This is a genomic window from Psychromonas arctica DSM 14288, from assembly GCF_000482725.1.
GTDB classification, from domain to species: Bacteria; Pseudomonadota; Gammaproteobacteria; order Enterobacterales; family Psychromonadaceae; genus Psychromonas; species Psychromonas arctica.
On the sequence record NZ_KI519481.1, the window covers coordinates 51,450 to 76,879 of the forward strand.

At 37.6% G+C, this 25,430-nt stretch carries 22 protein-coding genes; 18 read left to right on the plus strand and 4 right to left on the minus strand.

Annotated features, from left to right (window positions below; translation table 11 throughout):
- Positions 1-747 precede the first annotated feature (747 nt).
- Positions 748-1,587 (plus strand): 5-dehydro-4-deoxy-D-glucuronate isomerase, encoded by an 840-nt coding sequence (kduI, locus tag H592_RS0117135; protein ID WP_028869850.1) that lies wholly within the window; start codon positions 748-750, stop codon positions 1,585-1,587.
- Positions 1,588-1,880: 293 nt separating this feature from the next.
- Here kduI and H592_RS24090 read toward each other — a convergent pair whose 3' ends face one another.
- Positions 1,881-2,033 (minus strand): hypothetical protein, encoded by a 153-nt coding sequence (locus tag H592_RS24090; RefSeq protein ID WP_156916148.1) that lies wholly within the window; start codon positions 2,031-2,033, stop codon positions 1,881-1,883.
- Positions 2,034-2,361: 328 nt separating this feature from the next.
- Here H592_RS24090 and H592_RS24960 point away from each other — a divergent pair, with 328 nt between their 5' ends.
- Positions 2,362-2,745 carry a transposase gene (locus H592_RS24960; RefSeq protein WP_169727672.1) on the plus strand — a complete coding sequence of 128 codons (384 nt, stop codon included), beginning with the start codon at positions 2,362-2,364 and terminating at the stop codon, positions 2,743-2,745.
- Between the two features lie 156 nt (positions 2,746-2,901).
- Here H592_RS24960 and H592_RS0117145 read toward each other — a convergent pair whose 3' ends face one another.
- On the minus strand, positions 2,902-3,690 hold the full coding sequence (locus H592_RS0117145; RefSeq protein WP_028869851.1) for an IclR family transcriptional regulator: 789 nt from the start codon (positions 3,688-3,690) through the stop codon (positions 2,902-2,904).
- Between the two features lie 562 nt (positions 3,691-4,252).
- Between H592_RS0117145 and H592_RS22665 the strand changes: the two genes are divergently transcribed.
- The 6 genes from H592_RS22665 (at position 4,253) to H592_RS0117175 (ending at position 8,649) form a co-directional block, all read left to right on the plus strand.
- Positions 4,253-4,669, plus strand: coding sequence for a cupin domain-containing protein (locus H592_RS22665; RefSeq protein WP_051369234.1), 417 nt, complete (start codon positions 4,253-4,255; stop codon positions 4,667-4,669).
- A 39-nt stretch (positions 4,670-4,708) separates the two neighbouring features.
- Positions 4,709-5,695, plus strand: coding sequence for a TRAP transporter substrate-binding protein (locus H592_RS0117155; protein WP_037072063.1), 987 nt, complete (start codon positions 4,709-4,711; stop codon positions 5,693-5,695).
- 51 nt (positions 5,696-5,746) lie between these two features.
- A complete protein-coding gene (locus H592_RS0117160) occupies positions 5,747-7,021 on the plus strand; it encodes a TRAP transporter large permease (RefSeq protein WP_028869853.1) in 1,275 nt (424 codons plus the stop codon).
- 98 nt (positions 7,022-7,119) lie between these two features.
- Entirely contained in the window at positions 7,120-7,551 is a 432-nt protein-coding gene (locus tag H592_RS24965; protein ID WP_425414400.1) for a TRAP transporter small permease, read from the plus strand.
- A gap of 1 nt (position 7,552) precedes the next feature.
- Entirely contained in the window at positions 7,553-8,281 is a 729-nt protein-coding gene (locus H592_RS0117170; protein WP_051369235.1) for an SDR family NAD(P)-dependent oxidoreductase, read from the plus strand.
- 44 nt (positions 8,282-8,325) lie between these two features.
- Positions 8,326-8,649, plus strand: a complete 324-nt coding sequence (locus tag H592_RS0117175) for a hypothetical protein (RefSeq protein WP_028869856.1) — start codon at positions 8,326-8,328, stop codon at positions 8,647-8,649.
- 1,254 nt (positions 8,650-9,903) lie between these two features.
- Here the strand turns inward: H592_RS0117175 and purU are convergent.
- On the minus strand, positions 9,904-10,782 hold the full coding sequence (gene purU / locus H592_RS0117185; protein WP_028869857.1) for a formyltetrahydrofolate deformylase: 879 nt from the start codon (positions 10,780-10,782) through the stop codon (positions 9,904-9,906).
- Positions 10,783-11,215: 433 nt separating this feature from the next.
- On the opposite strand from purU, the gene H592_RS0117190 reads away from it, so the two are divergent.
- The 9 genes from H592_RS0117190 (at position 11,216) to H592_RS22680 (ending at position 23,405) form a co-directional block, all read left to right on the plus strand.
- Positions 11,216-11,803 (plus strand): hypothetical protein, encoded by a 588-nt coding sequence (locus H592_RS0117190; RefSeq protein WP_037072066.1) that lies wholly within the window; start codon positions 11,216-11,218, stop codon positions 11,801-11,803.
- A gap of 129 nt (positions 11,804-11,932) precedes the next feature.
- The gene (locus H592_RS0117195; RefSeq protein ID WP_028869859.1) at positions 11,933-12,670 is read left to right on the plus strand and encodes an SDR family oxidoreductase; all 738 of its coding nucleotides are present in this window, start codon (positions 11,933-11,935) and stop codon (positions 12,668-12,670) included.
- Between the two features lie 412 nt (positions 12,671-13,082).
- Positions 13,083-13,802 (plus strand): cupredoxin domain-containing protein, encoded by a 720-nt coding sequence (locus tag H592_RS22675; protein WP_156916149.1) that lies wholly within the window; start codon positions 13,083-13,085, stop codon positions 13,800-13,802.
- 26 nt (positions 13,803-13,828) lie between these two features.
- Positions 13,829-16,168 carry a bifunctional diguanylate cyclase/phosphodiesterase gene (locus H592_RS0117205; RefSeq protein WP_028869860.1) on the plus strand — a complete coding sequence of 780 codons (2,340 nt, stop codon included), beginning with the start codon at positions 13,829-13,831 and terminating at the stop codon, positions 16,166-16,168.
- Entirely contained in the window at positions 16,165-17,451 is a 1,287-nt protein-coding gene (locus H592_RS0117210) for a hypothetical protein (RefSeq protein WP_028869861.1), read from the plus strand. Before H592_RS0117205 ends, H592_RS0117210 begins: the two co-directional genes overlap by 4 nt.
- A 1,453-nt stretch (positions 17,452-18,904) precedes the next feature.
- Positions 18,905-19,303: a hypothetical protein gene (locus H592_RS0117215; RefSeq protein ID WP_028869862.1), complete on the plus strand. Its 399-nt coding sequence runs from the start codon at positions 18,905-18,907 to the stop codon at positions 19,301-19,303.
- 160 nt (positions 19,304-19,463) lie between these two features.
- Positions 19,464-20,375: an AAA family ATPase gene (locus H592_RS0117220; RefSeq protein ID WP_028869863.1), complete on the plus strand. Its 912-nt coding sequence runs from the start codon at positions 19,464-19,466 to the stop codon at positions 20,373-20,375.
- A 59-nt stretch (positions 20,376-20,434) separates the two neighbouring features.
- Positions 20,435-21,340: a DUF58 domain-containing protein gene (locus H592_RS0117225; RefSeq protein WP_169727670.1), complete on the plus strand. Its 906-nt coding sequence runs from the start codon at positions 20,435-20,437 to the stop codon at positions 21,338-21,340.
- Positions 21,333-23,405, plus strand: coding sequence for a transglutaminase TgpA family protein (locus H592_RS22680; protein ID WP_051369237.1), 2,073 nt, complete (start codon positions 21,333-21,335; stop codon positions 23,403-23,405). Before H592_RS0117225 ends, H592_RS22680 begins: the two co-directional genes overlap by 8 nt.
- Before the next feature lie 177 nt (positions 23,406-23,582).
- Here the strand turns inward: H592_RS22680 and H592_RS22685 are convergent, their stop codons facing one another.
- Entirely contained in the window at positions 23,583-25,004 is a 1,422-nt protein-coding gene (locus H592_RS22685; protein WP_245600447.1) for a methyl-accepting chemotaxis protein, read from the minus strand.
- Between the two features lie 194 nt (positions 25,005-25,198).
- Between H592_RS22685 and H592_RS24285 the strand changes: the two genes are divergently transcribed.
- The coding region (locus tag H592_RS24285) for a DUF6444 domain-containing protein (protein WP_037072072.1) at positions 25,199-25,430 on the plus strand (232 nt) is incomplete at its 3' end.

A 25,430-nucleotide genomic window follows, 5' to 3' on the forward strand; every position in this document is an offset into this window, starting at 1 on the left:
AGACGAGCCAAAATCTTAGACAAACATATCAAAGCAATGAATTCTCATGGAGAAAATTTCCCTGCCAGCCATGTTATTTCAGCGCCGATTATTAACATCTGACTAGCAAATTTATAGTGCAGTGATAAGCAGAGCAGTGTTGTAATTTGTTTCTTTTAGCCATTTTTTTGATTGCTTTGGAGTAGTCATTAATTCGAGGTGTTTATAAGTCTGATCGCACCTACTCAAAAAAAGTCGCTGACGCTTCACTACCTCAGTACGATCATATTTATAATGCACTATTTCTAATAAAGCCACTTTTGATAGGTTATCGCTAACTGTCTTTTTATTACCTCCAATGCTTTTGGAATAAGTTCGATCTCACGAGAAGGTGCAGGTGTTTTAGTGAATTTTAGTTTTCCTTTTCAGTCAATATTACATTTACAGTTGTATTATCTAAACCAATATCCTCCCAATCTAGTGCTTGGTTTCATAACGCACCATGTTAAAAAATGGATCATTTATTTTGTTGTACATGAATGACTGAGAGTCGTGACGTTAACTTATTCTGACTGAATGGGGCAGACTTCTTATCTTCATTAAGCATTTTATATTTTTGTTTTGAATTAATTAATAAATTTTCTAATTAAAAAAACGCTATTGCAAAAAAATATAGATCTAGATCTTAAATACCATTATTCATATATGACTTGTGTTGATTGTATATAAATTATTGGTATGGTTTATATATCAAATAGGAGTATAAACATGTTTATCAACTACAATAGCAACCCTGTCGACGCAAAATCATATGATACTCAGCGTTTACGTGATGAGTTTTTATCTGAAGATCTATTTATATCTGGTAGCGTGAATATGGTATATAGCCATATTGATCGAATTGTCGCCATTGGTATTTCCCCTACAGATCAAGTTTTAAAACTTGATGAATATGTCGATAAAAAGGCGTTTGGTACAGATTATTTTTTGCAAAGACGCGAGCTGGGGATCGTAAATTTAGGTGGGAAAGCGGAAGTTCGTTGCAAAGGAAATAGTTACCAACTTGAGCACCTAGACGCCCTATATCTTGGCAAAGACGAACAAGAGATTGAGTTTGAATCTCTAGATTCAGAGCAACCTTCAATACTTTATTGCTTAAGTGCGCCGGCTCATCATACTTACCCGTCTATGTTAATCAAACAAGAAGATGCAAAGAAGGTCGAGTTAGGTACATTAGAAAATGCGAATGCCAGAGTCATTAATCAATATTTACATCCTGATGTATTACCAACCTGCCAACTTTGCATGGGGATTACTCACCTTCAGGAAGGTAGTGTATGGAATACAATGCCTGCACATACGCATGAAAGAAGGATGGAAGCATACCTCTATTTTAATGTAAAACCATCCCAAGTGGTTTTTCATTTTATGGGGCAACCAAATGAAACACGCCATATTATTGTCCGTGATAAACAATTAGTCCTGTCACCAAGTTGGTCTATTCATTCTGGTTGTGGCACTCAAAATTACAGTTTTATCTGGGGGATGCTAGGCGAAAATCAAACTTTCGATGATATGGATTTTGTTGATATGGCTACTATTCGTTAACAAAGTTGACTTATCCTCCGGCTTAGCCGGAGGCTTATTGGGTTATGCCTTGAAAGAATCAAAGTCACCCATAAGACGTATCACCTTTGAAACTTTAATGGATATCGATATTTATCCACTTCTTCAGATAAAAATATATTTATAAATCATATTTTTATCTGAATTCGATCTCTTTAATTCTCGCTATTCAAGTGTCTCCTACTACCTCAGCAATTTTAGTTATTGATAGAGCATTTCAGTCGCAATACTTAATTAAGTGTATGTGATAAGAAATATAGTCAGTTTAGGTATTCTTAAGCCCAACTTAAGCCAATTAGAACCGAAATGGTGGTTATAGCTACACTTAAATTTATGATAAATAAAATATTTTCTAAAGTAGTAGAATAATTTTTTTCTTCGATAGTCGTTTGAGAAGAATTTTCTGATTGTGATGTAATTAAATTCATAACTTTAACTCCGAATAATATGATTTATATGTGAATTCAATTATCGTCTTTTTTTGTGACCTGTGTCAACATTAAAGTGTGATTTAGCTCGCTTAAAATTGTACAGGCATTAGGGCTTGTTGATTTTTCATATGCTGTTTTGAACACAATGATAGAGGTATATAATGGTTCTTTATAGGATGAGAGTGGACTGCCTTTCGCGCTATCTACCCAATGAGTGTGGTAACTGGATCATCGTATTTCGACGCTTTAATTTATGGTTTAAAAAGGTGTTTTACTTAATTTATTCAATTGGGTATCAAGTCATTAATATTCTGAATGGTTATTTATTGATAGTAGTATTGTACGAGTTCACCAACAAGGAACGGATGCTGTAACAGATAGTCATGAAAAGAGAGGTAAAAGCAGAAGCGGTAACTCAACTAAATTTTTTTCGCTAGACAGTTACGCTCTTCCTGTTCATCTCGAATTATCCGGTGGTCAATCACACGCTCTTACCCATGCAGAAAAGCTTATAGATGAATCACCTTTATCAAGATATATTGTTGCTGATATAGGCTATGATAGTGAAAAATTTACAACATATATACAAGAAAAAGGTGAAGCTCCGGTCTTTACTAGACGAATAGGGAGTGATGATATCGATTGGTATCTGTATAAACATCGTCATTTAGTCGAAAATGCTTTTAGCAGAACAAGAGCTACCGAGTAATAGCAACGAAATGCGATAAATTAGAGCAAAACTTTGCGTGTATGGTTGCCCATATTACTCACTAGGACGTGACTTCCAATGCATTGAATAATTTTAAGCACGAAATATCAACATCCTAGTGTCCAATGCACAACAACTAAAATTATAATCGGAGTGTTATACCTCTGGTAAGTGCCATTTACCCCCAACAGATTCAGTCAATCTTTTTGCCGCTCGTTGTGCAAATATTTTGGCTTTATCTATATCGATAATATTGTGATGCAATGTTGTCGCATTCATCGTGACATATGGTATTGTTAGAACTGCCTCCGCGTGTCCGTGTATGGATAAAATAGGTAACGAAATGTTAGTGACGCCACTAATTTGTGGACTATCGCCAACGTAAAACCCATCCTTTAGTGTTTTTTCAATTTCTTGTTGTACGAATTTTTTTTCTTCTTCAGTTGCTCCTGAACTTTCCAACATCCTATTTCTCGTTTCTAAGTCATTAAACGCCAACATGACAATACCTGAACCCGAACCAAATATATCTATTCTGGCACCTAATCTAACCACAAATCCCATTTTATATGGGCTCTCTTGCCTCGCAACTATTAGCATATGTCTTTGGTCGTAAACGCTTAAATGACAAGATTGTTGAATATGTTCGCTTAACTCAAGAATTTCTGGGTTTGCAACTCGAAGTAATCGTTTAATAGGAGGATGTAAATTTGAAAGCTCAAACATTTTCAGACTTAATTCATATGTTCCTTGAGCTTCATTGTGAATGACATATTCACGAACTTTAAGTACCTCAAGCATTCTAAAAATCTCGTTTACTGTCTTATCCAAATTTACTGAGATTTCTTTCTTTGTTAATGGTTGTTTTGACTTGCAAAGTAACTCAATTATATCAAGAGCTTTTTCAAGAGCAGGAGCTCGATACTCCACTTTATTTTGTAACATGTAGAAAACCTCTTTCAATAACAAATGGTAAAAAAATTGAGCGCTATTGTTGCATAGAACGAAATTCATATGCAAATGTAGTTGATTGTATATGGATTCAAGCAAAGAGTAACTTGTTCTTAATATTTGAGTTACATAATTATATGAAAAGATTCACTGCTCACAGGCTGAATAAACTAAGAGAATTACGATGTATGGTGTGGTTTTTAATTTTCAGCACCCGTTGTACTTATGTTAGGTCACAAATATAGATATTTGTTTTACCTTGTCCCTAATATAAATTTCCATCTAAATATTTATTTTTCCATAGGCTTTTATTTAATTGTGATAATTCCCCCTCCCCAGTTTGGCTTATCAAGTAACCAGGTAATAAGGCAAGAACAGTAGATAATTGATCCTTTTTGGACATTTAAAAATGTGACCTAAGTTTTAGCTCGTTACAAAGTTCATGAATAAATGTGATTCACATAGCAAACAACATTGGTTTATATATGAATATGTATATTCATATGGGAATGTTTATGTGTCGCAGTGTAGCGATCTATCTTAAAAGGAAAATAAAATGTCTGTAGAAAGAAAACAATATGTATACACAATTAAAGACCTTCCGATGACTCCTATCGTCGAAGATCAAGGAATTAGTACGCGATTTCTTCTTGGAGATAGCATATTAGTGAGCTTCATTGAAAATCCTCCTGGTGCAGATTTTCCTATCCATTCACATGACTGTGAACAAATAATGATTATGTTAGAAGGTTCTGAAGAACATGTAGTTGGTGATCAAGTGATATCAATGAAAGCAGGGGATGTTGCCGTTCACCCTTCGAATGTGCCTCATGGTGGTAAATCTGAAACGGGTATGAAAGCAATTGATATTTTTGCGCCACCGCGTAGAGGCCATTTAGAGAAAATGAAGCAATATGGAACATTTCCTAATCCTGATGGTACTTACCCTAAGAAAAATAATATCGAAGAGTAACGCTTAAATGGACACTTAAATTCAGAGAAGGACCTTAAAATGAAAATTTATCCTACATTAAAAAAATTAACTTTATCTGCCATTGCTTTGGGATTGCTAGCGAGTAACCCTGCATATAGTGCAGTGAAATTAAAGTTAGCGCATTTTGCAGAATCCGGACATCCAGCTGATATTGCCGCAAAACAAATGGCAAAAAATGTTTCAGAAAGAACAAATGGTGAAGTGAAGATTAATATATACCCAGCCAACCAACTGGGTAGCCCTAATGATGTATTAGAACAAAATATACTAGGTGTTATTGATATGAGTCTGCCAACTCAAGGGCATCTGAGTAAGTATTCATTAAAATTTGCGACAGTAATGACTCCGTTTGCATTTAGGGATGCACAACATGCGTATGATGTTTTAGATGGGCCATTTATCAAATGGGCATCTCCAGATCTAGCACAAAATAATCTAGTTTATTTATCAAATTGGGACTGGGGTTTTAGAAATATCACCAATGGGAAAAGGGCGATTAACCACCCTAGTGATGTTAAAGGCCTTAAACTAAGAACTCCACCGGAAGTTCAACTTCAAGCCGCAATGTCTGCACTTGGCGCGAATGTAACCCAACTTTCATTTAATGAATTATACATGGCGCTAAAGCAAGGTGTTGTCGATGGTCAAGAGAACCCACTTTCAGTGATTTATCATAATAAGGTATACGAGGTTCAAAGTAATCTTGCTATGACTGAACATGTATATAACTCGATGGTTAATGTCATATCTAAGAAAAAATGGGAGAAATTAACGTCGGAACAGCAAGTCATTCTAAAAGAAGAAAGCGTAAAAGCTGGCAATATGATGCGTGATATTATGCAAAAAAATCAAGCTGACTTAGCTAAGCTGCTTGAAGAAAAAGGCATGAAAATAACCTACCCAGATAAAGCTGAGTTTAAAGCGGCAATGGGGCCTGCTTATGAACAAATTGGCGAGTATGCAGGTAAAGAAAATCTTCAAACTTTCCTTGATATGTTGGATTGATGCAATCGACTCACCTAACTTGGTGAGTCGCCATTTAGGAGGTTTATTTTTATGTTGGCATTAGTTGTATTTATAGGGCTTATCTCGCTAATTTTATTGGGTGTACCGATTGCTATCTCTTTGGGTGGGATCTCTATTGTAGCAATGCATGAAGATTTTTCGACTCTTACTATGCTTGCACAGAGAATGTATTCATCTACAACTGGCTTTACATTATTAGCTATTCCCTTCTTTATCTTAGCTGGAAATCTGATGAATTCGGGTGGGATCACCGATCGAATTTTTAGATTTGCTAAAGCCGGAGTAGGTCATTATTGGGGGGGACTTGGGCAAGTTAATATACTTTCTAGCGTAATTTTTTCTGGTATGTCTGGTGCAGCTGTTGCTGATGCAGCGGGTCTTGGGAAAATTGAAATAAAAGCCATGGTTGATAATGGCTACGATGCAAAATTTGCAGCGGCTATCACTGCTGCGTCTTCTACTATAGGTCCAGTTATTCCACCGAGTATTCCATTTGTTATTTATGGCTCTCTTACTGGTGTCTCTGTAGGGAAATTATTCCTTGCAGGTATGATACCTGGAGCATTAATGGCCATAACTATGGTTATAGCCGTTTATTTTATATCAATAAAACGGAATTACAAACGGCAACCTAAGGTAACAAAAAGTGAGTTTTGGATTAGCTTAAAAGAAGCTATTTTACCATTAATGACCCCTGTGATTATAGTAGGAGGAATATTAGGAGGGGTTTTTACGCCTACTGAAGCTGCTGTAGTTGCATGTCTGTACGCAATAATACTGAGTAAATTCGTTTATAGGGACCTTAGTTTTAATTCTTTGATTCATATTTTAAAAGACACTTTGTTACACACTGTAAAAGTGATGTTTATTATTTCAACGGCAGGTTTTTTTAGTTGGGTAATGATTTATCTACAGGTACCACAAGCAGTTATAGACACATTGATAACGTTGACTGATTCACCCGTTATATTATTGCTGATAATGATAGGCGTATTGTTAGGACTCGGGATGTTCCTTGAGGGAGTTGCCGTAATTCTTATTTGTGTACCTATATTCATGCCACTTGTACAGCATATTGGAATGGACCCTATTCAATTTGGCGTTGTTATGATTCTGGCCTCTATGATTGGACTTCTAAGCCCTCCAGTAGGAATGTGCCTCTATGCCGTTGCAAGTATAAGTAACGTTAAAATTGGAGCATTGAGCAAAGAAGTACTTCCTTACATGTTTGGGATACTACTTGTTCTGTTCTTTGTTGCTTTTATTCCTGAAATTTCGTTATTTGCCCCGTATTTTTTTGGATGATATGAATTATGAATAAAATGTTAACTAAGTTAGACAATTTGATATTCAAGTCATTTAATGTCATAGCGATGACCTTTTTGGTTATCCTATTTTTATTAATGTCAATTAATGTAATTCTGAGATTTTATCCAATTATAACGATTGGTTGGTTCGATGAAATTATAGAACTTTTATTTGTATGGATGATATTTTGCGAAGCTGCCGTATTGTGGAAACTCAAAGAGCATCCGTATATTGATCTTGTTGAAAGCAAAATTAAAAATGACGTTAATAGGTATAAATTATTTATTTTAATCGAATTTATAAATATCTCGTTTCTATCAGTATTTGTTTATTACAGTTCTTCCTTGATTATTAATGCGACCGCATGGTCTCCAATATTCAAGATTCCGAAAAAGATCTACTATCTTTCCATGCCATTAACTGGCGTGTATATGATAGCTTGCTCGCTTCTTTTTGTTTGCCAACATATAAGAAAAATTGAAAAATCGAAAAAAATGACACTCCAACATAAAATTAGGAATATATAACATGGCTAAATATTTAATTACTGGTGCCAGTACTGGTATTGGAGCTGAAACATCGCGTGTTTTAGCTGCAGGAAATGAACTTTTTTTAGTTTATAACCGTTCTAAAGAAAAAGCTGAACAACTCAAAATTGATCTTGAAGTCATGGGGGCCAAAGTTCATCTTTTTCAAGCAGATTTAACCTCAGAAGAAGCTTGTATTAGATTATTCGATGAGGTCTGTCTTGTTACGACTAGCTTAGATGCGCTAATTAACAATGCCGGCGGACTAGTACAGCGCCAGAGCATTGAAGAATTCGAATGGGATTTGATGTTAGATATATTTAATTTAAATACATTCTCACTGTTTAAAGTGACTTCTCTTGCTATCCCTCTATTAATGAAAGGATCAAATGCTAGCATAGTTAATACAACATCAATAGTCGTAAGGCATGGTGGGCCGACTGCAACTCTTTACGCAGCTTCAAAAGGAGCAGTAGATACATTTACAAGAGGGGCATGTAGAGAACTCGCACCAACTATTCGAGTGAATTCAGTCTCTCCAGGTGTGATTGATACACCTTTCCATCATAAGGTTTCTACTCAAGAACAAATGAAAACTTGGGCCGAAGGAAACCCTTTAAAAAGAAATGGTGTATCTAAAAATATTGCTGATGCTATTAAATTTTGTATAGAGAATGATTTTGTTAACGGTGAAAGTATCGACGTTAACGGTGGCCTATATATTCGCTAAAATTAATTCCTCTAAAGGTCACTGTAGAGGGATAAGGAGAAGTAATGAAAATAACAAGAGATCTAATTTATAACAATATTGATCAAATAATGATTAACGCTCAAAAAGTGAATACCAAATCAGAGTTAACCTTAAAAGAAATTCTAAATGATGATTTCTTGAGTAAAGAAACTAAGTTCAATAATCTACAAGAAATATTTTCTTCTTTAGGAAAAAGTGATGTAACAGAAGATACCTTTAATGAAATTCCGGAGGAAGAGTGGAGTGAATTTATTATTAGTAATACATCATTCAAAAACTGGAAAGAGATGTTAAATGAAGCAACAGCATTTTATATAAAAAAACATGTTTTTACTGGAATCTTATAGTTAAATTACAAGTGTGTTTAAAGATTTAAGTGCGAGAAGGGTTAATAATAGAATTATTTTAACCCTACAACTCCAAGTTCAAAATTATTAGTATGCCGTGATCGCTCCCTCTTATGCTCCTTCAAAAAGTGCCGTCACGGAGGTAACTCTAATAATGGCAAGTGAATGAGCAAAATACGGCATTAATGTTAATGCCATTGTATCACGCTATATGGTAACAAATAATATCGCAGCTTTACGTGCGGATGAAGCAAGGAGCGGGCACATACCTTCTGAAGGTTGGAGATGGCAGAAGAGGTTGCTGGGCTACGTGTTTTCTTAGTATCAGCAGCTGCAAGTTATATCAATGGTTATGCAATTGCTGTAGATGGCAGTTTAGGTTGGATCTGAAAATGCTTCGCTATCAGTCTCTTCTGATAAAAGAAAGGCGTGTCGCCGATAGGACGAAAGCAGTGTTAATAAATATCAAACAGCCGCGTCGAGCGCAGACTAGCAAAAACTAAAACTGCTTGCCCATGCAGATTATGTGGGATGATAAGTTGACAAAATATATTGCCCTGCAGAAACATACCTACGAGTTAATCCCCTTCAATTAACAAACTACATCGAACACGGTGGTTGCAACATCCCCGCCGTTGAGCAGAAACGCCCCGGTGTCAGTCTCTTTGCCGCCTTTCTCTTCTGATAAGAGAAAGATGTGTCGCCGACAGGGCGAAACCACTGCTAATAAATATCAAACAGCCCCGACGAGCCAAAGCAAAGATCAGCTATAACTGAATCATTTATTGTTAGCCTGTGATTTTAAATCTAAAAGGATCACCAACCTTTAGTTCAATATAGCCTCAACAAAGCATCACTCACAATGGACAAACATCCCCACCGTGAAGTTTTCCCAAGCTAAATCGACATATTAGCAATCGCAAACAGGACGTTTGCGATAATGTCAGAATGGCCACGGACGGCCATCCTGACATGCTGCGTTTAAAGTGACGCTTTAGATTGGATAAGAAAACGCCCCGGTGTCAGTCTCTTTGCCGTCTTTCTCTTCTGATAAGAGAAAGACGTGTCGCCGACAGGGCGAAACCACTGCTAATAACGATCAAACAACCACGAGGAGCAAAGACGAGCCCAATGCAACCACTGCTAATAGCAGATCAAACTGATCTGACGAGCTATAACTCAAAGAAAATTTAAACAAAAGCTGCACTTTCATGCAGCACGTAAATTATTTGAGCCTTAACAAACCTTGAATAGCTACTTGGAAAATACCACCGTTTTACTCCCGTTCAAGAAGATACGATGCTCAATATGCCAACGTACTGCGCGTGACAGAGTTAAGCACTCGATATCGCGGCCCTTAGCGGCCAAATCTTGCGGGTAATAACTATGGTCAACGGTTTCTACACATTGACTAATGATGGGACCTTCATCAAGGTCATCGCTGACGTAATGGGCAGTTGCTCCCACCAATTTAATACCACGGTCATAGGCTTGGTAATAAGGCTTTGCGCCCTTAAATCCAGGTAATAGCGAATGATGGATATTAATTGCTTTGCCGGACAGTTTTTTCGACATTTCACTGGAAAGCACCTGCATATAACGCGCTAATACCACTAAATCAGCGTTACTATCTTCAATTATTTTAAGCACTTTTGCTTCTTGTTCTGGTTTTGTCTCTTTAGAGATTGGTAAATGGTAATAAGGAATACCATGCCATTTAGCGAGTTCTTCTAAGTCAGGATGGTTTGATATGATCGCCGGAATTTCAATATTAAGGTCACCGGTGCGGTAACGATACAAAAGGTCATTCAAACAATGATCATGTTTAGATACCATGATCACTACTTTGGATTTATAAGGTCTAGATGCTAATTGCCATTGCATATCAAATTCATTAGCACGTAATTGAAATTGCTCACAAAAGTCTTCGCGGTTAAATACCTTATCTTTATCTGCCCTAAACTCTACGCGTATAAAAAAGCGATTTTCAGTCGTATCAACAAATGAATGAATCTCATTAATATAAAAACCATGTTTAAATAAAAAGCGAGTAACCACATCAACAGTACCCGGTTTGCTAATGCAGTCTGCAGTGATGATGTGAGTTTGTGGTATTGATTTGATATCAGACATTGTCGATCCTTGATTAAAATGTAAAAAGCCACCTAGCCTGATCAAACAAGCTAAGCTTCTGTTCGTGTTACGGGTAGGCGTGTCTTAAAAACGGACCTAACATCCTGTTAAATAAAGTAATACTTAATTATTAAGGTGTTAAATAAAGTTCTGTTTAAAAGAAAGCAATAATTACTCAATGTTGTTGCTAGTTTGTTGAATAAATCGTTAAATATTAACAAAACGTTAACCTATACAACTCATTGCAACTTGTCGTGAATGAATAATAAAATCTGTGCGCTAGTCTTCTAAAAGTGTTTCAGTAATATGATCAGTAAGTGCTTTTGAAGAAGAAATTTAATCGACTTATAATCGATAGCTAGCGTATTTTAAAATCGTTCAGATAGGTTTATAGTAGCTCGATAACTTTTAATATATATTGGGAGTAAAGCAAATGAAACATATGGTTATCTGTTTAATGTGCTTGTTCAGTAGCATGCTGAGTGCGGCAATTAATGAAATTAATATCATTCCCAATGCAACAAATTCAATTAGCAAAGCAGTTAATCTCGTCCAGCCTTTTAAAGATCGTATTACCATTCCCCTAGAAATTCAGGATCAAATTGCCAATGCTAGCCTAATTATTGTAGCCAACAAAAACGATAAAATAAGAGCGAGTTTACAGCTCGAAACAAGCATGTCGATTCAAGATGAAGGTCCACATTTAGATTTACTGGACTGGAAACATTGCACCAGTGATTGGTTAACGCTTCACAATACCGTTACCCATCAATTTAAATTACCTGGCTTTGATAACATCGCGTTGGATTGCTTTCCTGAAGTGACGCTTGCTGAAATTAAGCAAGCTGTTTTACAACACGATGGAGAAGAGTGGATGCCACTATTTGATAGGGATTCATTCAATAAAGAGATGAATCTCTTAATCGGTATCAGTGCCGCTAGGATTAAAATAGAACAAATGGTTGAGGGTAAGTGGATGGTGGTGACAATAGTAAACTTTAATATTCCCATCGGATGTTAAGATACATTGCCCAATATCAATATCTACTCAATTTATTCGATAATAAACACCTTTATTCGATATTAAATAACTTTAAGCATTAACATCCCATTCTGCTTGAATAACAATAAACTATAAGGAATCACTGCAATGACTAATACCACCAAAACGGCCTTGGTAACCGGTGCATCGCGAGGCATTGGCCGTGCAATAGCAGAACGTTTAGCTAATGACGGTTATTGTGTGATTGTAAACTATGCCGGTAACAAAGAGAGTGCACAGGAAACGGTCAATATTATTCAAGCGAAGGGCGGGCAAGCTGTTGCTATACAAGCAAATATCGCCAATGATGAAGATGTTAAGCGCTTGTTTAACGAGAGCATGGCGATTAACGGGCAATTAGATGTCGTGATCCATAATGCAGGTATGATGACCATGACAAAAATAACGCCAGAGGGCTTGGCTGATTTTGATAAAACCATTCAAACCAACTTACGTGGTGCCTTCCTAGTACTTGCTTATGCCGCACAACACTTAACAGATGGTGGACGAATTATTGCAATCTCTACCAGTGTTATTGCCAAATCATTTCCAGCTTATGGTCCTTATATCGCGTCAAAATCTGGAGTAGAAGGGTTAGTACACGTACTCGCTAACGAGCTTACTGGCCGTAATATTACTGTGAATGCGATAGCTCCGGGTCCAATCGGTACAGAGCTATTCTTCACGGGTAAATCAGAAGAACAAATCAATGGCATGGCAAAAATGTCTCCCTTAGGTCGCATTGGTACACCGGAAGAAGTCGCCAACGTAGTAGCAAGCATTGTTGGTCCAGATGGTAACTGGATAAACTCACAAGTCATTCGCGTCAACGGCGGTTTGGCTTAATAAACTATTTACCTAGACAATTTTAATACCATCTCAAAACCTGCTTTCTCATTGGCATTCACATGTGTTAATTAAGTGGCGGGTTATTTACCATTATTCTTGTTGAGGGGAGATTGAGCTAGACAATGTAAGCACTAAAGTCCCAGTGCAAATTCAATATAAAAAATAGTTACAGCGCGACGATTAATCGGTTTGTAAATATTGCATTAACTGCAAAGCATGAAATACAGCACGCTAAGGCAAGTTAAATAGGATGAAAAGCTTTTGTATTGGCTTAGATTCATATAAATTAACTTAAGTACCTAATTTTAAGTATCTAGCTTGGTGGGGATATTTTAAATTCAAAATATTCAGACAGATAAAACTGGACTACACTCAACACTTATTTGTCTTTTACCTTTAGGAGCTGATGTTGAAACATTCTTTATTCTTTCGTTTTTTTGTTATTCGTTTTTCACTTTTACGTTTTGGTTTACCTATTTTTTCAGTGCTTATTTTCACGTTCGCATCGACCTCGGTACAAGCTTGCACAAAAGAGGATCCAACTTGTGTTCAAGTACGAGTAAACAATGTAAAGAATCAACCTTTGGCTAATATGGTGGTATACCTTGAACCGTTAGCAAATCAAGCAGTTCCTCAGCAGAATAAGACGGTTGAAATTAGCCAACATAGCAAATCTTTTATTCCCTATATCAGTGTTAGCCAAAAATCCGCAAAGGTTAACTTTGTGAATAAAGATGATATTACTCATCATATTTATTCAGCCGATAGTGAAAACAAGTTCTCTTTTAAAATTCGCTCCGGTGAAACTGATTCATCAGCACATTTTAATCACGCAGCTGAAATTGCGATGGGATGTAATATTCACGATTGGATGAGTGGTTATCTTTTGGTTGTTAATACGCCATATTTTGCTAAAACCGATCTGCAGGGAGTGGCCAGTTTTACATTAAATGAATTAGGAAAGTACAGAGTGGTGGTTTGGCACCCACAAATGCGTGCTAAAAATAATCGCATGATAATAGAAAAAAAACTATCAAATACAGAGATCACAACATTTACGCTACAAAAAGCGATGGATGATATACCCGTACAAAAAAGTGATGATTTCGATTTTATTTCCGATTACTAGCCGCAGAAAATAGAAGAAGTTAATGCATGAAAAGTTTACAGAATAAAATATTTTTATTTTTTGTCATCCTATTATTAATGGTTCAATCGATCGCTTTTTGGACCCTTTACAGCGGTAAAAAAAATCAAGAAGCAGCAGAAATTAATAATCGTTTAACCACTGCAAAAACAATTTTTACTGAGTTATTTGATCGCAGATTGACTTACCTATCAACGTTTGCTGAAACTGTCGCTAAAGATTATGGCTTGAAGGAAGTGTTTAACGAAGATACGCGCAGTTTATTGTTTGCTTTAAATAATCATAGAAAGCGTATTGATGCTGATTTAGCGATGACAATAACAGCAGAAGGCGTCATCAATGGCCAACTACAACGATACTTCATTAATGGAAAAGATAAAATTCGACAAGGCGCAGAACGAGACACTATTTTTCGTTTTAATGAATGGCTCGGTGCAGGACAAGCTGCCCATCTTTATATGATTGACGATGCACTTTATCAACTGAGCTTATCACCCGTTACTGTCGGTGCTAAAACATTAGGGTGGATTGCTTTTGGCTTTGAAATAGATCATCGATTAGCGAGTGAATTTAAAAAAATAACCGACTTAACTACTGACTTTATTATAAAAGATGAAGGTAAGTGGCGACTAATTTCAATTAAACCAAATAACACAAACTACAATCGTGCGCTTGAGCTAGCAGTGCAAGTTATTAACAATAAAACGCCAGATAAATACATAGCTACGCGCACTCTCATAAACGAGTTCGACGATAAAGAACTAGGTGTAGCGATGCATGGCTTACGCGCCAACTTTGTGGCGTTATTGCAAGAGCAATGGTGGAAGTTCTTATTCCTAGCTGCGTTAACATTATTGTTATCGCTTACGAGTGCTTATTTTATCGCGGCTTCTATCAGCAAACCTATTAAACGCTTAGTGACTCAAGCAAAAGTCATTGCCAGTGGTGATTATCAGCAAAAAGTGTCGTTAAAAGATAAAAATGAAATAGGTCAACTTGCTGATGAATTCAATCAAATGCAAGCGGCAGTATTATTACGAGAAGAAGCGATCACCCATAGTGCAAATCACGATCCTCTCACCGACTTACCGAACCGTAATTTGCTTAGTAAAACAATGAACCAATTGATCACACAACAACAAAGCTTTCAGGTTTTTCATTTAAATCTGAGCCGTTTGAATGATGTAAACGATACATTAGGGCGTGAAGTTGGTGATAAAGTGATCAAAGAGCTTGCTAGTCGTTTACAGCACTTACATCAAAAAAATCATTTTAAAGCATTAGCTCATATAGGGGCGGACGAGTTTGTTTTATTGGCAGAAAATAGGAATGTAGATGAAATTATCACTCAACTCAATGTTGAGCTAGAGCCTACATTTAACTATCAAGGTATTAGTTTACACTTTCAAGTTCGAGTTGGGATTGCAGCTTATCCTGAACATGCGACTAACGCTAAGTCATTATTACAAATGGCTGTTATGGCACTTCACAGCGCAAAAAAACAAAGTAAATTAGTGCAAATTTATCACCCAGATCTTGATATAAATACAGTTGAACGTTTAAATTTAATTAATGATCTAAAGCAAGCTATTCCTGCAGGGGAACTAACGTTACATTTTCAACCTAAAATGTGTTTAAAAACCAGGAAGGTAACCCATGCTGAAGCCTTAGTTCGCTGGGAACATCCCACTTTAGGTATGATCCCACCTGATAATTTCATCTATATCGCTGAGCAAACCGGTCAAATTAAAGCCCTGACTCGTTGGGTGTTTATTACTGCATTAGCACAATACAATGCTTGGAAAACACAAGGTATAGATTTAAATATAGCCATCAATATTTCAGCTGAAAACTTAAAAGAAAGTGACTTTCATCAGTTTATTTATCAAAGCATGATAGCTGCCAATGTCCCAGCAAAAAAAATCACACTTGAGGTCACGGAAAGCTCGGTGGTAGAAGATCCTGAAGCCGCGATTAAAGTCTTAGCTGAGTTTAAGGACTACGGAATGAAAATATCTATTGATGATTACGGAACAGGCTATTCCTCATTAGCACAATTAAAACAATTACCCGTACATGAATTAAAAATAGATAAATCGTTTATCCAAAATATTGAAAATGATGAAGACGATCGAATTATAGTCCGCTCGACTATCGAGCTCGCACACAATATGGGATTGCATGTTGTCGCTGAAGGCATAGAAGATGAGTTTGCATTAAATTGGTTATCAGATCATGGTTGTGAATTGGCACAGGGTTATTACATCAGCAGACCTAAACCAGCAATCGACTTAACACCTTGGTTATTAACTCACCTAAACATTAAAGAAATTAAGGGAAGTACGTGATTAATACGAGCATTAAGCCTTTACATCTTTTATTTCTTGTTGTTTGCCTTCCTATTCAGGTTGTTATTGCTGCGGAATATAATGTTCACGGCATATTAGACTTTAGAGTTAAGCACATTAATTCCTCCGAACAAGGTTATCTCACGGGTGGGCAAGGTAAATTAGGGCTCGGTGATGGAGTGCATTTTTCAGCGGCACAAATAGGCGCTGATTTATCTGTATCATGGGATAATGGTTTAAGTGCTCATGGTGTCTTTAATGCCTATCCAGAAGCAACAGGAGATGGGGAAAGTACAGCGTTAGGATTGACTGAGATCTACTTAAAATACCGCTCCCTACCCAATACGGCCGGTTATCGTATTCAAACCAAAGCTGGCCTCTTCTACCCCGAAATCTCGCTTGAAAATAATGCCTATGCGTGGGCAAGTAAAGACACCTTAGACTCTTCAACATTAAATACCTGGATTGGAGAAGAGATTCGAGTGGTTGGGTCAGAGATAAAACTCACTCGTTTAGGACGTATCAATGGCGATAAGTATGATCTGTCATTTTCAGCGACAGCTTTTATCAATAACGATCCAGCAGGGGCTTTGTTAGCTTGGCATGGTTGGGCAGTAAGTAACAGACAAACTCTTTGGAATGAACAACGTACTTTCCCGTGGTTTCCCGCACGTCAAGGTGGACAAAAATTAGCAGGGCAAGCGGATAAATCAGATCCTTTTTTAGAGCTCGATAGCCGTGTTGGATACCATACACGAGGCGAGTGGAAACTAAGAGGAAAAGGCTCAATATCAGCAGGTTATTATGATAATAGAGCGATCCCTTATAAAGTAGTCGATGGTCAGTATGGTTGGCGAACACGTTTTTATCATTTAGGCACACGCTGGCGTTTGAGTGATAATTTATCATTAACCGCGCAGTACTTGTCTGGCGATACCTTGATGCAAAGTCAAGCAAAAGAAGATGTGGTTAACAATGACTATGCCAGTGGTTTTGTTGCTTTACATTATAATTGGCATGCTTTAGTCGCCAATAAAAAGCATAAAAGTACACTCAGAGTTGAGGACTTCTCTGTGACCGATAATGATAAAACAGCAGGGGATGATAACAACGAAAATGGCCAAGCATTAACACTTAATCATAGTTACCGACTGAGTAAGCAGTGGTTTTTATCCGCTGAGTTCACTGTTATCGACAGCCACAGGCCAGCGCGTGCTTATACTGGACAACCTGTTGATTTAGTAGAAACACAATGGCAATTTGCCACGCGTTATTTTTTATAAGTTTTTGTTCGCAGAAGCAGGGTAGCCAATTAATCCATTTCAATTTACAAACTACATCGAACATTGTGGCTACAACAGTGTTTAATTTTAATTCAGTAAGCAATTAACATTTACTCTGCATACTGTTCGATATTGAAATCCGATGCAGCAACAACCAAACCATCACCCACAATGGACGAACATCCCCAGCGTAAAGTTTTCCCAAGCTAAATCGACATTTTAGCAATCGCAAACAGGACGTTTGCGATAATGTCAGAATGGCCACGGACGGCCATCCTGCGTTTAAAATGACGCTTTAGATTGGTTCAGAAAATGACTCGGTGTCAGTCTCTTTGCCGCCTCTCTCTTCTGATAAGAGAAAGATGTGTCGCCGACAAGGCGAAACCACAGTTAATAAATATCAAACAGCCACGCCGAGCAAAGACGAGCCCAACACAACCAACCAAACAAAAAACAAAACTGCTTGTCCACACAGAGCATCTGGAACGAGAATAATGGATCCATTTACGTATCTTATTTTGAGCTGTAAGTCATGAATCTTTACTCAGTATACCTTTCGAAATAGGCATTTTGCATGGCAACAACAAAGCCATCAATCACAATGGACGAACATCACCACCGTAAAGTTTTCCCAAGCTAAATCGACATTTTAGCAATCGCAAACAGGACGTTTGCGATAATGTCAGAATGGCCACGGACGGCCATCCTGATATGCTGCGTTTAAAATGACGCTTTAGATTGGTTCAGAAAACGCCTCGGTGTCAGTCTCTTTGCCGCCTTTCTCTTCTGATAAGAGAAAGATGTGTCGCCGACAGGGCGAAACCAGTGTTAATAATGATTAACCGGACCCGACGAGCGCAGACGAGCTATAACTCAAAGCATTTGTTACTAGTCTTTGATTTTAAATCAAAAAGGAACACCAAAAATTAGTTCAATAAAGCAACAACCAAACCATCACCCATTGTGGACGAACATCACCACCGTAAAGTTTTCCCAAGTCATCCATTGCTTTTAGCAAAGCCAAACAGGACGTTTGGCTTAAGCTCATTCAGCACATGGATGTGCTGTATGAGCTGATGCGTTAAAAAGGAATTGATTACTTGGAGCAGAAAACGACTCGGTGTCAGTTTCTTTGATTTCTCTGGGTATAGTTTATCTTTTCTGATAAAAGAAAGACGTGTCGCCGACAGGGCGAAAACACTGCTATTAACAATCAAGCTGCCCAACGAGCATAGACGAGCTAAAACTTAAAATTATATCTAACTAAACATCAAACTGACCCGACGAGCTATGATCCCAAACCAAACTTCGTCGAGCCCATCCCCCCATTGTCTGCTGAACTTTAAAACCAGCTTATACTAAATTGACTAAACCAAAAAAGTCAGCACAATTAAATATTAAATTTTCTCGTATATGTTAAGTCTCAATTCGATGTTCGCTAAGGATAATCAGAATGAAAAGTAAACCAGATACACTAACTGAAAAATTAAGACTAAGCATTGTGCGCAATAAAGTACAAACCATGTGTAAACAAAAATATCACAAAGAACAGAACGACCCCAATGGGTACGATGTAACAGCATCCTGTGTTGCCATTGCAGACTACGAAAGCCTTGCATTACACATTGAGAGCTGCACCGCAGAAGAGTTTTTAAACGTTTTAGCTGAAAAAAGTGAATATGCACAACAACATTGCGCCTTTCCGGGGGAATTTAGCGGAGGTAAAGCAACCTACGGCAGTTTACAAAACGATCTCCAATATTGGTATCAGCATAAACTGATCAATTACTCTTTCACTGATTTACTAATAAGAGCTTGCTACCAGCGTTTTTTACAGGCTTTTAAAAAATAAAATAAAGCTCTGAGTTAAGCCCCATGAACAATCACCTTATTAAGAAAATAAACGAGTTAGAAGCCTTATTATGCGGCTTAAAGCGATAACAAGCGTGTGTTGTTAGCTAAATTAAACTATCATCAAAGGGGTAGTTTAATCAGTGGGGAAATAACTGACAATGCATAATAAAATCGCCAAAATATTAAAACAATTAAATGCCGTTTTATTAGGTAAAGAGCAGCAAACTAAATTAGCCTTAGTCTGCTTACTTGCCGATGGCCACTTACTCATTGAAGATTTACCGGGCATGGGCAAAACAACACTGGCTGGTGCGTTAGCTAAAACATTAGGTTTAGATTATCAACGTGTGCAATTTACCAGTGACATGCTGCCTGCTGATATTTTAGGTGTGTCAATTTTTGACAAACAACTTCAACAGTTTAATTTTCATCAAGGGCCTGTTTTTACACAAGTATTATTAGCCGATGAAATAAACCGAGCCAGCCCTAAAACACAAAGTGCATTGTTAGAGGCGATGGAAGAGCGCAAAGTGTCCATTGATAAACTCAGCTACTCATTAGGTCAGCCATTTTTTGTTATCGCCACGCAAAACCCGCAAGATCAAGCCGGAACGTTTCCACTACCAGAATCGCAATTAGACCGTTTTATGATGCGTATCGAGCTAGGTTTCCCAAATAAAGATGCCGAATTAGCCATGCTTAAAGAACAAACAGCAGCAACATCAATTAACGCCGTTATCGATAGTCAGCAATTACAAACCATGCAAGCAGCGGTAAAGCGAGTACAAGCGAGTGATGTTTTACTCAATTATCTCATTCGCTTAGTGAATGAAAGCCGCTATGCCGCCGAGTATACGAATGCGCTATCACCACGTTGCTCAAAATCGTTATTAAATGCCGCAAAAGCGATGGCCTTTATCGAACAACGCGATTACGTAGTACCTGAAGATATTCAAGCCGTTTTTGCAGCGGTGACCGATCATCGATTAAACGGAGTACATGGCGTCAGGCAAGGTAGCCAAGCATTAAGTCAAACCTTACTTAATAGTATTGACCCGCTACAACCATGATCTTCTTTAAGTTGAAGGCATTAAAAGAAAAACACTTCGAGCGATGGCTTAGCAAACGTATGCCGACGGTAGAACAAATTACCCTTAATCGCAGCAATACATTTATTTTTCCATCACGTTTTGGCAGCATGCTATTAACGACTTGCATAGTCATGTTTCTGATTGGCACCAATTATCAAAATAACTTAATTTTATTGCTAGTATTCTTCCTATTGAGTTTTATGGTTACCTGCTTATTGTTCAGCTATCAAAACTTATCTGGCTTAAACCTAACCGCTGTTGACAGTGAAGATCAATTCGCCGACCAAGCATTAATCTTCCGTTTACGTGTCAATGCTAAAAAAGGTGACGCCCAACAAACACAGTATTTCTTTAAAAACAGCACCTCAAATATCAACAGCGTAGTTGACCAACAAAGTGTTCAATTATTTGCAAAAAGCACACAACGTGGCTGGTTTAAACCGGGCCGAGTGACAGTTCAATCTTATTATCCCTTTGGCCTGTTTAAAGTGTGGACGTATTTAGATTTTGGATTTTCTTGCTTGCTTTATCCTGCACCCCTTGAGAATAAGTTACAGAGTATTACCTTAAGCGGAAAAGAGACCACATTAGGCGGGCATCAAAAGAAAGTTGGCTTTGATACGTTTAGTCATTTAAAACCATTTCAACAGGGCGAATCTTTAAAGTCCATTGCTTGGAAACAAGTCGCACAAGGTAAAGGCTTTTTTACTAAGCAGTTTGAACAAGAAATTGGCGGAGATGTCTATTTATCGTTATCCGCTTTAAAGGGAGGCAGCCTAGAAGATAAACTAGCAATGTTGACTTACCAAGTTATCAACTATCAGCAACAAGGTGTTCGTTATGGCCTAGACCTTGATAAAGTAGTTATAAAAGTTGATACGGGAGCTCGCCATCAAACCATTTGCTTACGTGCCATTGCCCTATATGGGCTAAACAATGCTTGAGTTTTTAACCCGCCAAAGCTTATCGCTTATCCTGTTAAGTTATGCCTTGATCATGGTGTTATTAACGGATCAATTACACAGTGTCATGATCGTTTTTGGTATTTTGTGTGCGTTATGGCGAGTGGCTGTTTTTACTGGACGTGTTGCGCTATTAAACAAACTAATGACGAATATTTTTACCCTTATTTGCAGTGCGTTGGTGATAACGTTGGTCTACCAACAGGGCATGCTAAGTATCCTAGTGCACCTTGTCGTATTAGGTTTTAGTTTAAAGTTTCTTGAGCTTAAATCAGTGCGAGACGTACACTTTTTTGTCAATACCGGATTTGTTTTAGTCGCGCTGTTTCTAGTGTTTAATCAAAGCATGCTGATGGCGGGAATCGCAATGGTCAGTACACTCCTGTTATTAACTATTCTGTTATCACTCCACGGCAAAGCCTTAGCAAATTATCAACAATTTAAGTTACTGAGCAAAATGGTATTACTCAGTGTCCCTCTGGCTGTCGTGTTATTCATCGTATTACCCAGACTCCCTTCAATGTGGAAAATGCCACTGCAAAACAAAGCAACCACAGGGTTAAGTGACAGCGTTAGCCCTGGTAGTATTGCAGAGCTAAGCCAATCTTCTGAACTTGCCTTTAGATCCAGTTTTGACGGTAAAATACCAGCAGCTGCAATGCGTTATTGGCGTGTTCTAACCTTAGACCAATTTGATGGCAAAACTTGGACTCAAAGCTCGCAGCTTAAGTACCAAGAAGAACAGGTGAAAATCGGTAAAGGGCCAATCTTTAATCGCGGCAGCTTACAATATCAGAGTGCAAGTACTCGCAAGCAATCAGTTCCGACCAAAGAAAACAGCTATCAGATAATAATAGAGCCGCATTACAAACACTATTTGCCAAGCTTAGATTTTGCCAAGGCAACAGCAGGGCGTATTTTATTAAGTGACTATAGCTTGCGGACGTTAAAGCCTGTGTTTAAACGTCAAGCCTTTAGCATCGATCAATTTAACCAAGTTGAGCGCTCACTTTTGTCACCCCAATCCCTTAAACAATTTCTACAATTGCCCTCCGGCGGTAATCCAAAAACAAAAGCTTGGATAGCTACACAACAAGCATCGGGATTAGATAGCTACAGTATATTAGAGCAATTATTAGCAAAATTTAACCAAGAAAACTTTCGTTATACGCTACAGCCAGCACTATTAGGCGAGCAGCAAATTGATGACTTTCTGTTTACTTCACAGGCAGGGTTCTGTGTGCATTATGCCAGTACCTATTTGTACGTTGCCAGAGCATTAAATGTGCCTGCACGCATGGTCACTGGATATCTAGGCGGTGAATTGGACAGCGATAGCGAATTCTTAAGCGTGCGGCAGTACGACGCCCATGCATGGGTTGAAATATGGAAGAATCAACAATGGCAACGTGTTGACCCCACCGCTTATGTTGCGCCCGAGCGAGTAGAGCAGGGCATCATGCAAGGGTTGGACGACCAAAGTGAGTTTTTATCGGGACAATATTTATCAATACACCGTTGGCAAGCGAATCCATTCCTTAATCAACTAAGAAATGCCTTTGCTAAAGCCGATTACCTGTGGGCAGTGTGGGTGATAAATTATGATAATGAAAAGCAATTTAAATTATTACAAAACTTGCTCAAAGGGTTACCTTGGTTAAACCTATCGATATTGATCTTGTTATTACTGCTGTCAGCGGCCAGTAGTTTAATACTGTGGGTATTTAAACCATGGCAAACAGAAAAAGTACCGACTGAAGATCGCCTATTCAACAAACTCTATCAAAAAAGTACACAGCAGCATTTAGCAAGAGAAAAAGGCCAAACCATTGCTGACTATTGCCAAGCACTCAGTCAATTCAAAATTGAAGAGCCACAGCTGCTAATAGACTTCGCTAAGCTGTATAACCAAATAAAATTCAAACCAAGTTTATCCGCAACACAACGTAAAACCTTACTAGCGGAGTTGGCTGAGTTGCAGAAAAAAATAAATAGGCAGTTTAGAAAATCACTAGATTTTCATAAAAACAGGAATGGAAGCGAATAGGGATAAATACCAGTGAGAGGGTAAAAGAAATGGATGTTAGTGCCTTGAGATTGTCATGTTGATAGCTCGAGGCACTAATATTGATAGCTTAGAATAGTCTTACTGAAAGGCTATAGTTGGACACACTGTCGAGCATTATCGAACTATAACCCTGTTAAATTTTCTACAATTTACACACTATATTTTAAAAGAACCTACATGTTTATCTAACGTCTGAGCTAGTTCAGTCAAACTTCGACTAGTGACTTCTAATGCTTGGCTAGCACTTGCCCCTTCAACAATTGAATTATTAACAGTATCCATATTGATATTGATTTCGTTTGAAACACTTGATTGCTCTTCAGTTGCAGTTGCTACTTGAGTATTTAAATCTAAAATAGCGAGCACTTGATTCGATATTCTAACCAGAGCTTGCTGCGCTTCAGAAGTTGCTTTTGAACCTTCATTCGTTAAAGACTTGCTTATTCCCATCGCCTCTACTGCACTTTTAGCTTCATTTTGCAGCTGGTCAATCATCTTCTGAATTTCACCCGTTGACTTCGCTGTTTTAGTTGCTAGGTTTCTTACTTCATCTGCTACTACTGCAAAACCTCTTCCCGCTTCACCTGCTCGAGCTGCTTCGATTGCTGCATTTAAAGCAAGTAAATTAGTTTGCTCAGAAATCCCATTAATCACTTCAAGAATAGAACCTATAGATTGAGTTCTATCCGCTAATGAAGTAATAACTTGAGAAGTATTGTTTATTTCTTCAGATAAATTATGAATAGTCCCCGCAGCTTCTTTCAATATCTTATTACCTTGCTGCGTTTCTTTATTCACATCTTTAGCAGCGTCGGCTGCATCTGACGCATTTGATGAAATTTCATTGATTGTAGCGATCATTTCGTTCATTGAAGTAACAACTAAAATCGATTGCTCACTTTGTTGTTCACCTCGAGAAAGTGAACTTAATGCTTGATTCCTAACCTCTGTTGCTGAGTCCCCCAATTGCAAGCCGGTCTTAACAACTTGAGTAATGATTTCATTAATACTGCTAGCAAACGCGTTGAAAGCAATGGATATATTTGCAATTTCATCATTACCTTTAATAGGTAGCCTAACAGTAAGATCACCATCACCTTTAGATATATCCTCTAACGCAAGTTGTAACCCTGAAAGCGGTTTGAAAAGGCGATTCATTATCCAAATCAGGATGCAAATACAAATGATAAATATCCCTGAAATTGTAACTAACTGCGTCATTAATATATCAGCAGCCGCTTTACTTACTTCTGTAATTGGGATGCCGATATCTACCGTTCCATAAAGTGCACCGTTTACATATATAGGTGACATAATGTCATAAACCCATACTTTTTGTACGTCCGCATACCATTTTGAGTATTGCGAAACCCCTTCAGTTGCTCCTTTTACAGTATAGCTGTCATCATAAACTTTATTGAGCTTTGCTTCATCACTATGAGCAATGGCTTTCACTTGCTTATTAATGACAATCGCATAGGAAATATCAGGTCGACTTTTAAGGGACGTCACTAAGCTTTGTAAATCAACTTCTGGTTGTGATGATTTTTCGAGAACATATTCAACATTCTTAACCAATAAAGAAGCTTGTTGTTGCGATTTTTTTAAAATGATTTTATCTATCTCTTGATTGGAGATATAAGACGTTGGTAACTACTCAGCACCTAATTCACATTTTTGATAGTTTATAGAAGATCAAAAAGGATCAACTTGATTGATCCTTTTTAGTCGTTACTCTAACTACTTTCTTCCTATTCCTATGATGAGGCAAAATGAAAGTAAGTGGTCTCGATATTGAGAGTAATGTCGAAAAGATAAAACAACAGATAGAAGCCGATAAAACATTATCGCCTTCTATGCGCACAACGTTAGATTTATTACTGCTTATCGTTAATTTGCTTTGTCAGCGTCTCGGCCTCAACAGTCGTAATAGTAGTAAGCCACCATCAAGTGACCCTAATAGAGAAAAGTCCCCAAAAAATAATAGTTCAAATACAACTGGTG

Excerpts from the sequence above, each read along its gene's own strand:
- kduI (WP_028869850.1), top strand. The coding sequence starts at position 748 with ATGTTTATCAACTACAATAGCAACCCTGTCGACGCAAAATCATATGAT.
- H592_RS24090 (WP_156916148.1), bottom strand. The coding sequence starts at position 2,033 with ATGAATTTAATTACATCACAATCAGAAAATTCTTCTCAAACGACTATC.
- H592_RS0117145 (WP_028869851.1), bottom strand. The coding sequence starts at position 3,690 with ATGTTACAAAATAAAGTGGAGTATCGAGCTCCTGCTCTTGAAAAAGCT.
- H592_RS22665 (WP_051369234.1), top strand. The coding sequence starts at position 4,253 with ATGTCTGTAGAAAGAAAACAATATGTATACACAATTAAAGACCTTCCG.
- H592_RS0117155 (WP_037072063.1), top strand. The coding sequence starts at position 4,709 with ATGAAAATTTATCCTACATTAAAAAAATTAACTTTATCTGCCATTGCT.
- H592_RS0117160 (WP_028869853.1), top strand. The coding sequence starts at position 5,747 with ATGTTGGCATTAGTTGTATTTATAGGGCTTATCTCGCTAATTTTATTG.
- H592_RS24965 (WP_425414400.1), top strand. The coding sequence starts at position 7,120 with ATGTCAATTAATGTAATTCTGAGATTTTATCCAATTATAACGATTGGT.
- H592_RS0117170 (WP_051369235.1), top strand. The coding sequence starts at position 7,553 with ATGGCTAAATATTTAATTACTGGTGCCAGTACTGGTATTGGAGCTGAA.
- H592_RS0117175 (WP_028869856.1), top strand. The coding sequence starts at position 8,326 with ATGAAAATAACAAGAGATCTAATTTATAACAATATTGATCAAATAATG.
- purU (WP_028869857.1), bottom strand. The coding sequence starts at position 10,782 with ATGTCTGATATCAAATCAATACCACAAACTCACATCATCACTGCAGAC.
- H592_RS0117190 (WP_037072066.1), top strand. The coding sequence starts at position 11,216 with ATGAAACATATGGTTATCTGTTTAATGTGCTTGTTCAGTAGCATGCTG.
- H592_RS0117195 (WP_028869859.1), top strand. The coding sequence starts at position 11,933 with ATGACTAATACCACCAAAACGGCCTTGGTAACCGGTGCATCGCGAGGC.
- H592_RS0117205 (WP_028869860.1), top strand. The coding sequence starts at position 13,829 with ATGAAAAGTTTACAGAATAAAATATTTTTATTTTTTGTCATCCTATTA.
- H592_RS0117215 (WP_028869862.1), top strand. The coding sequence starts at position 18,905 with ATGAAAAGTAAACCAGATACACTAACTGAAAAATTAAGACTAAGCATT.
- H592_RS0117220 (WP_028869863.1), top strand. The coding sequence starts at position 19,464 with ATGCATAATAAAATCGCCAAAATATTAAAACAATTAAATGCCGTTTTA.
- H592_RS0117225 (WP_169727670.1), top strand. The coding sequence starts at position 20,435 with ATGCCGACGGTAGAACAAATTACCCTTAATCGCAGCAATACATTTATT.
- H592_RS22680 (WP_051369237.1), top strand. The coding sequence starts at position 21,333 with ATGCTTGAGTTTTTAACCCGCCAAAGCTTATCGCTTATCCTGTTAAGT.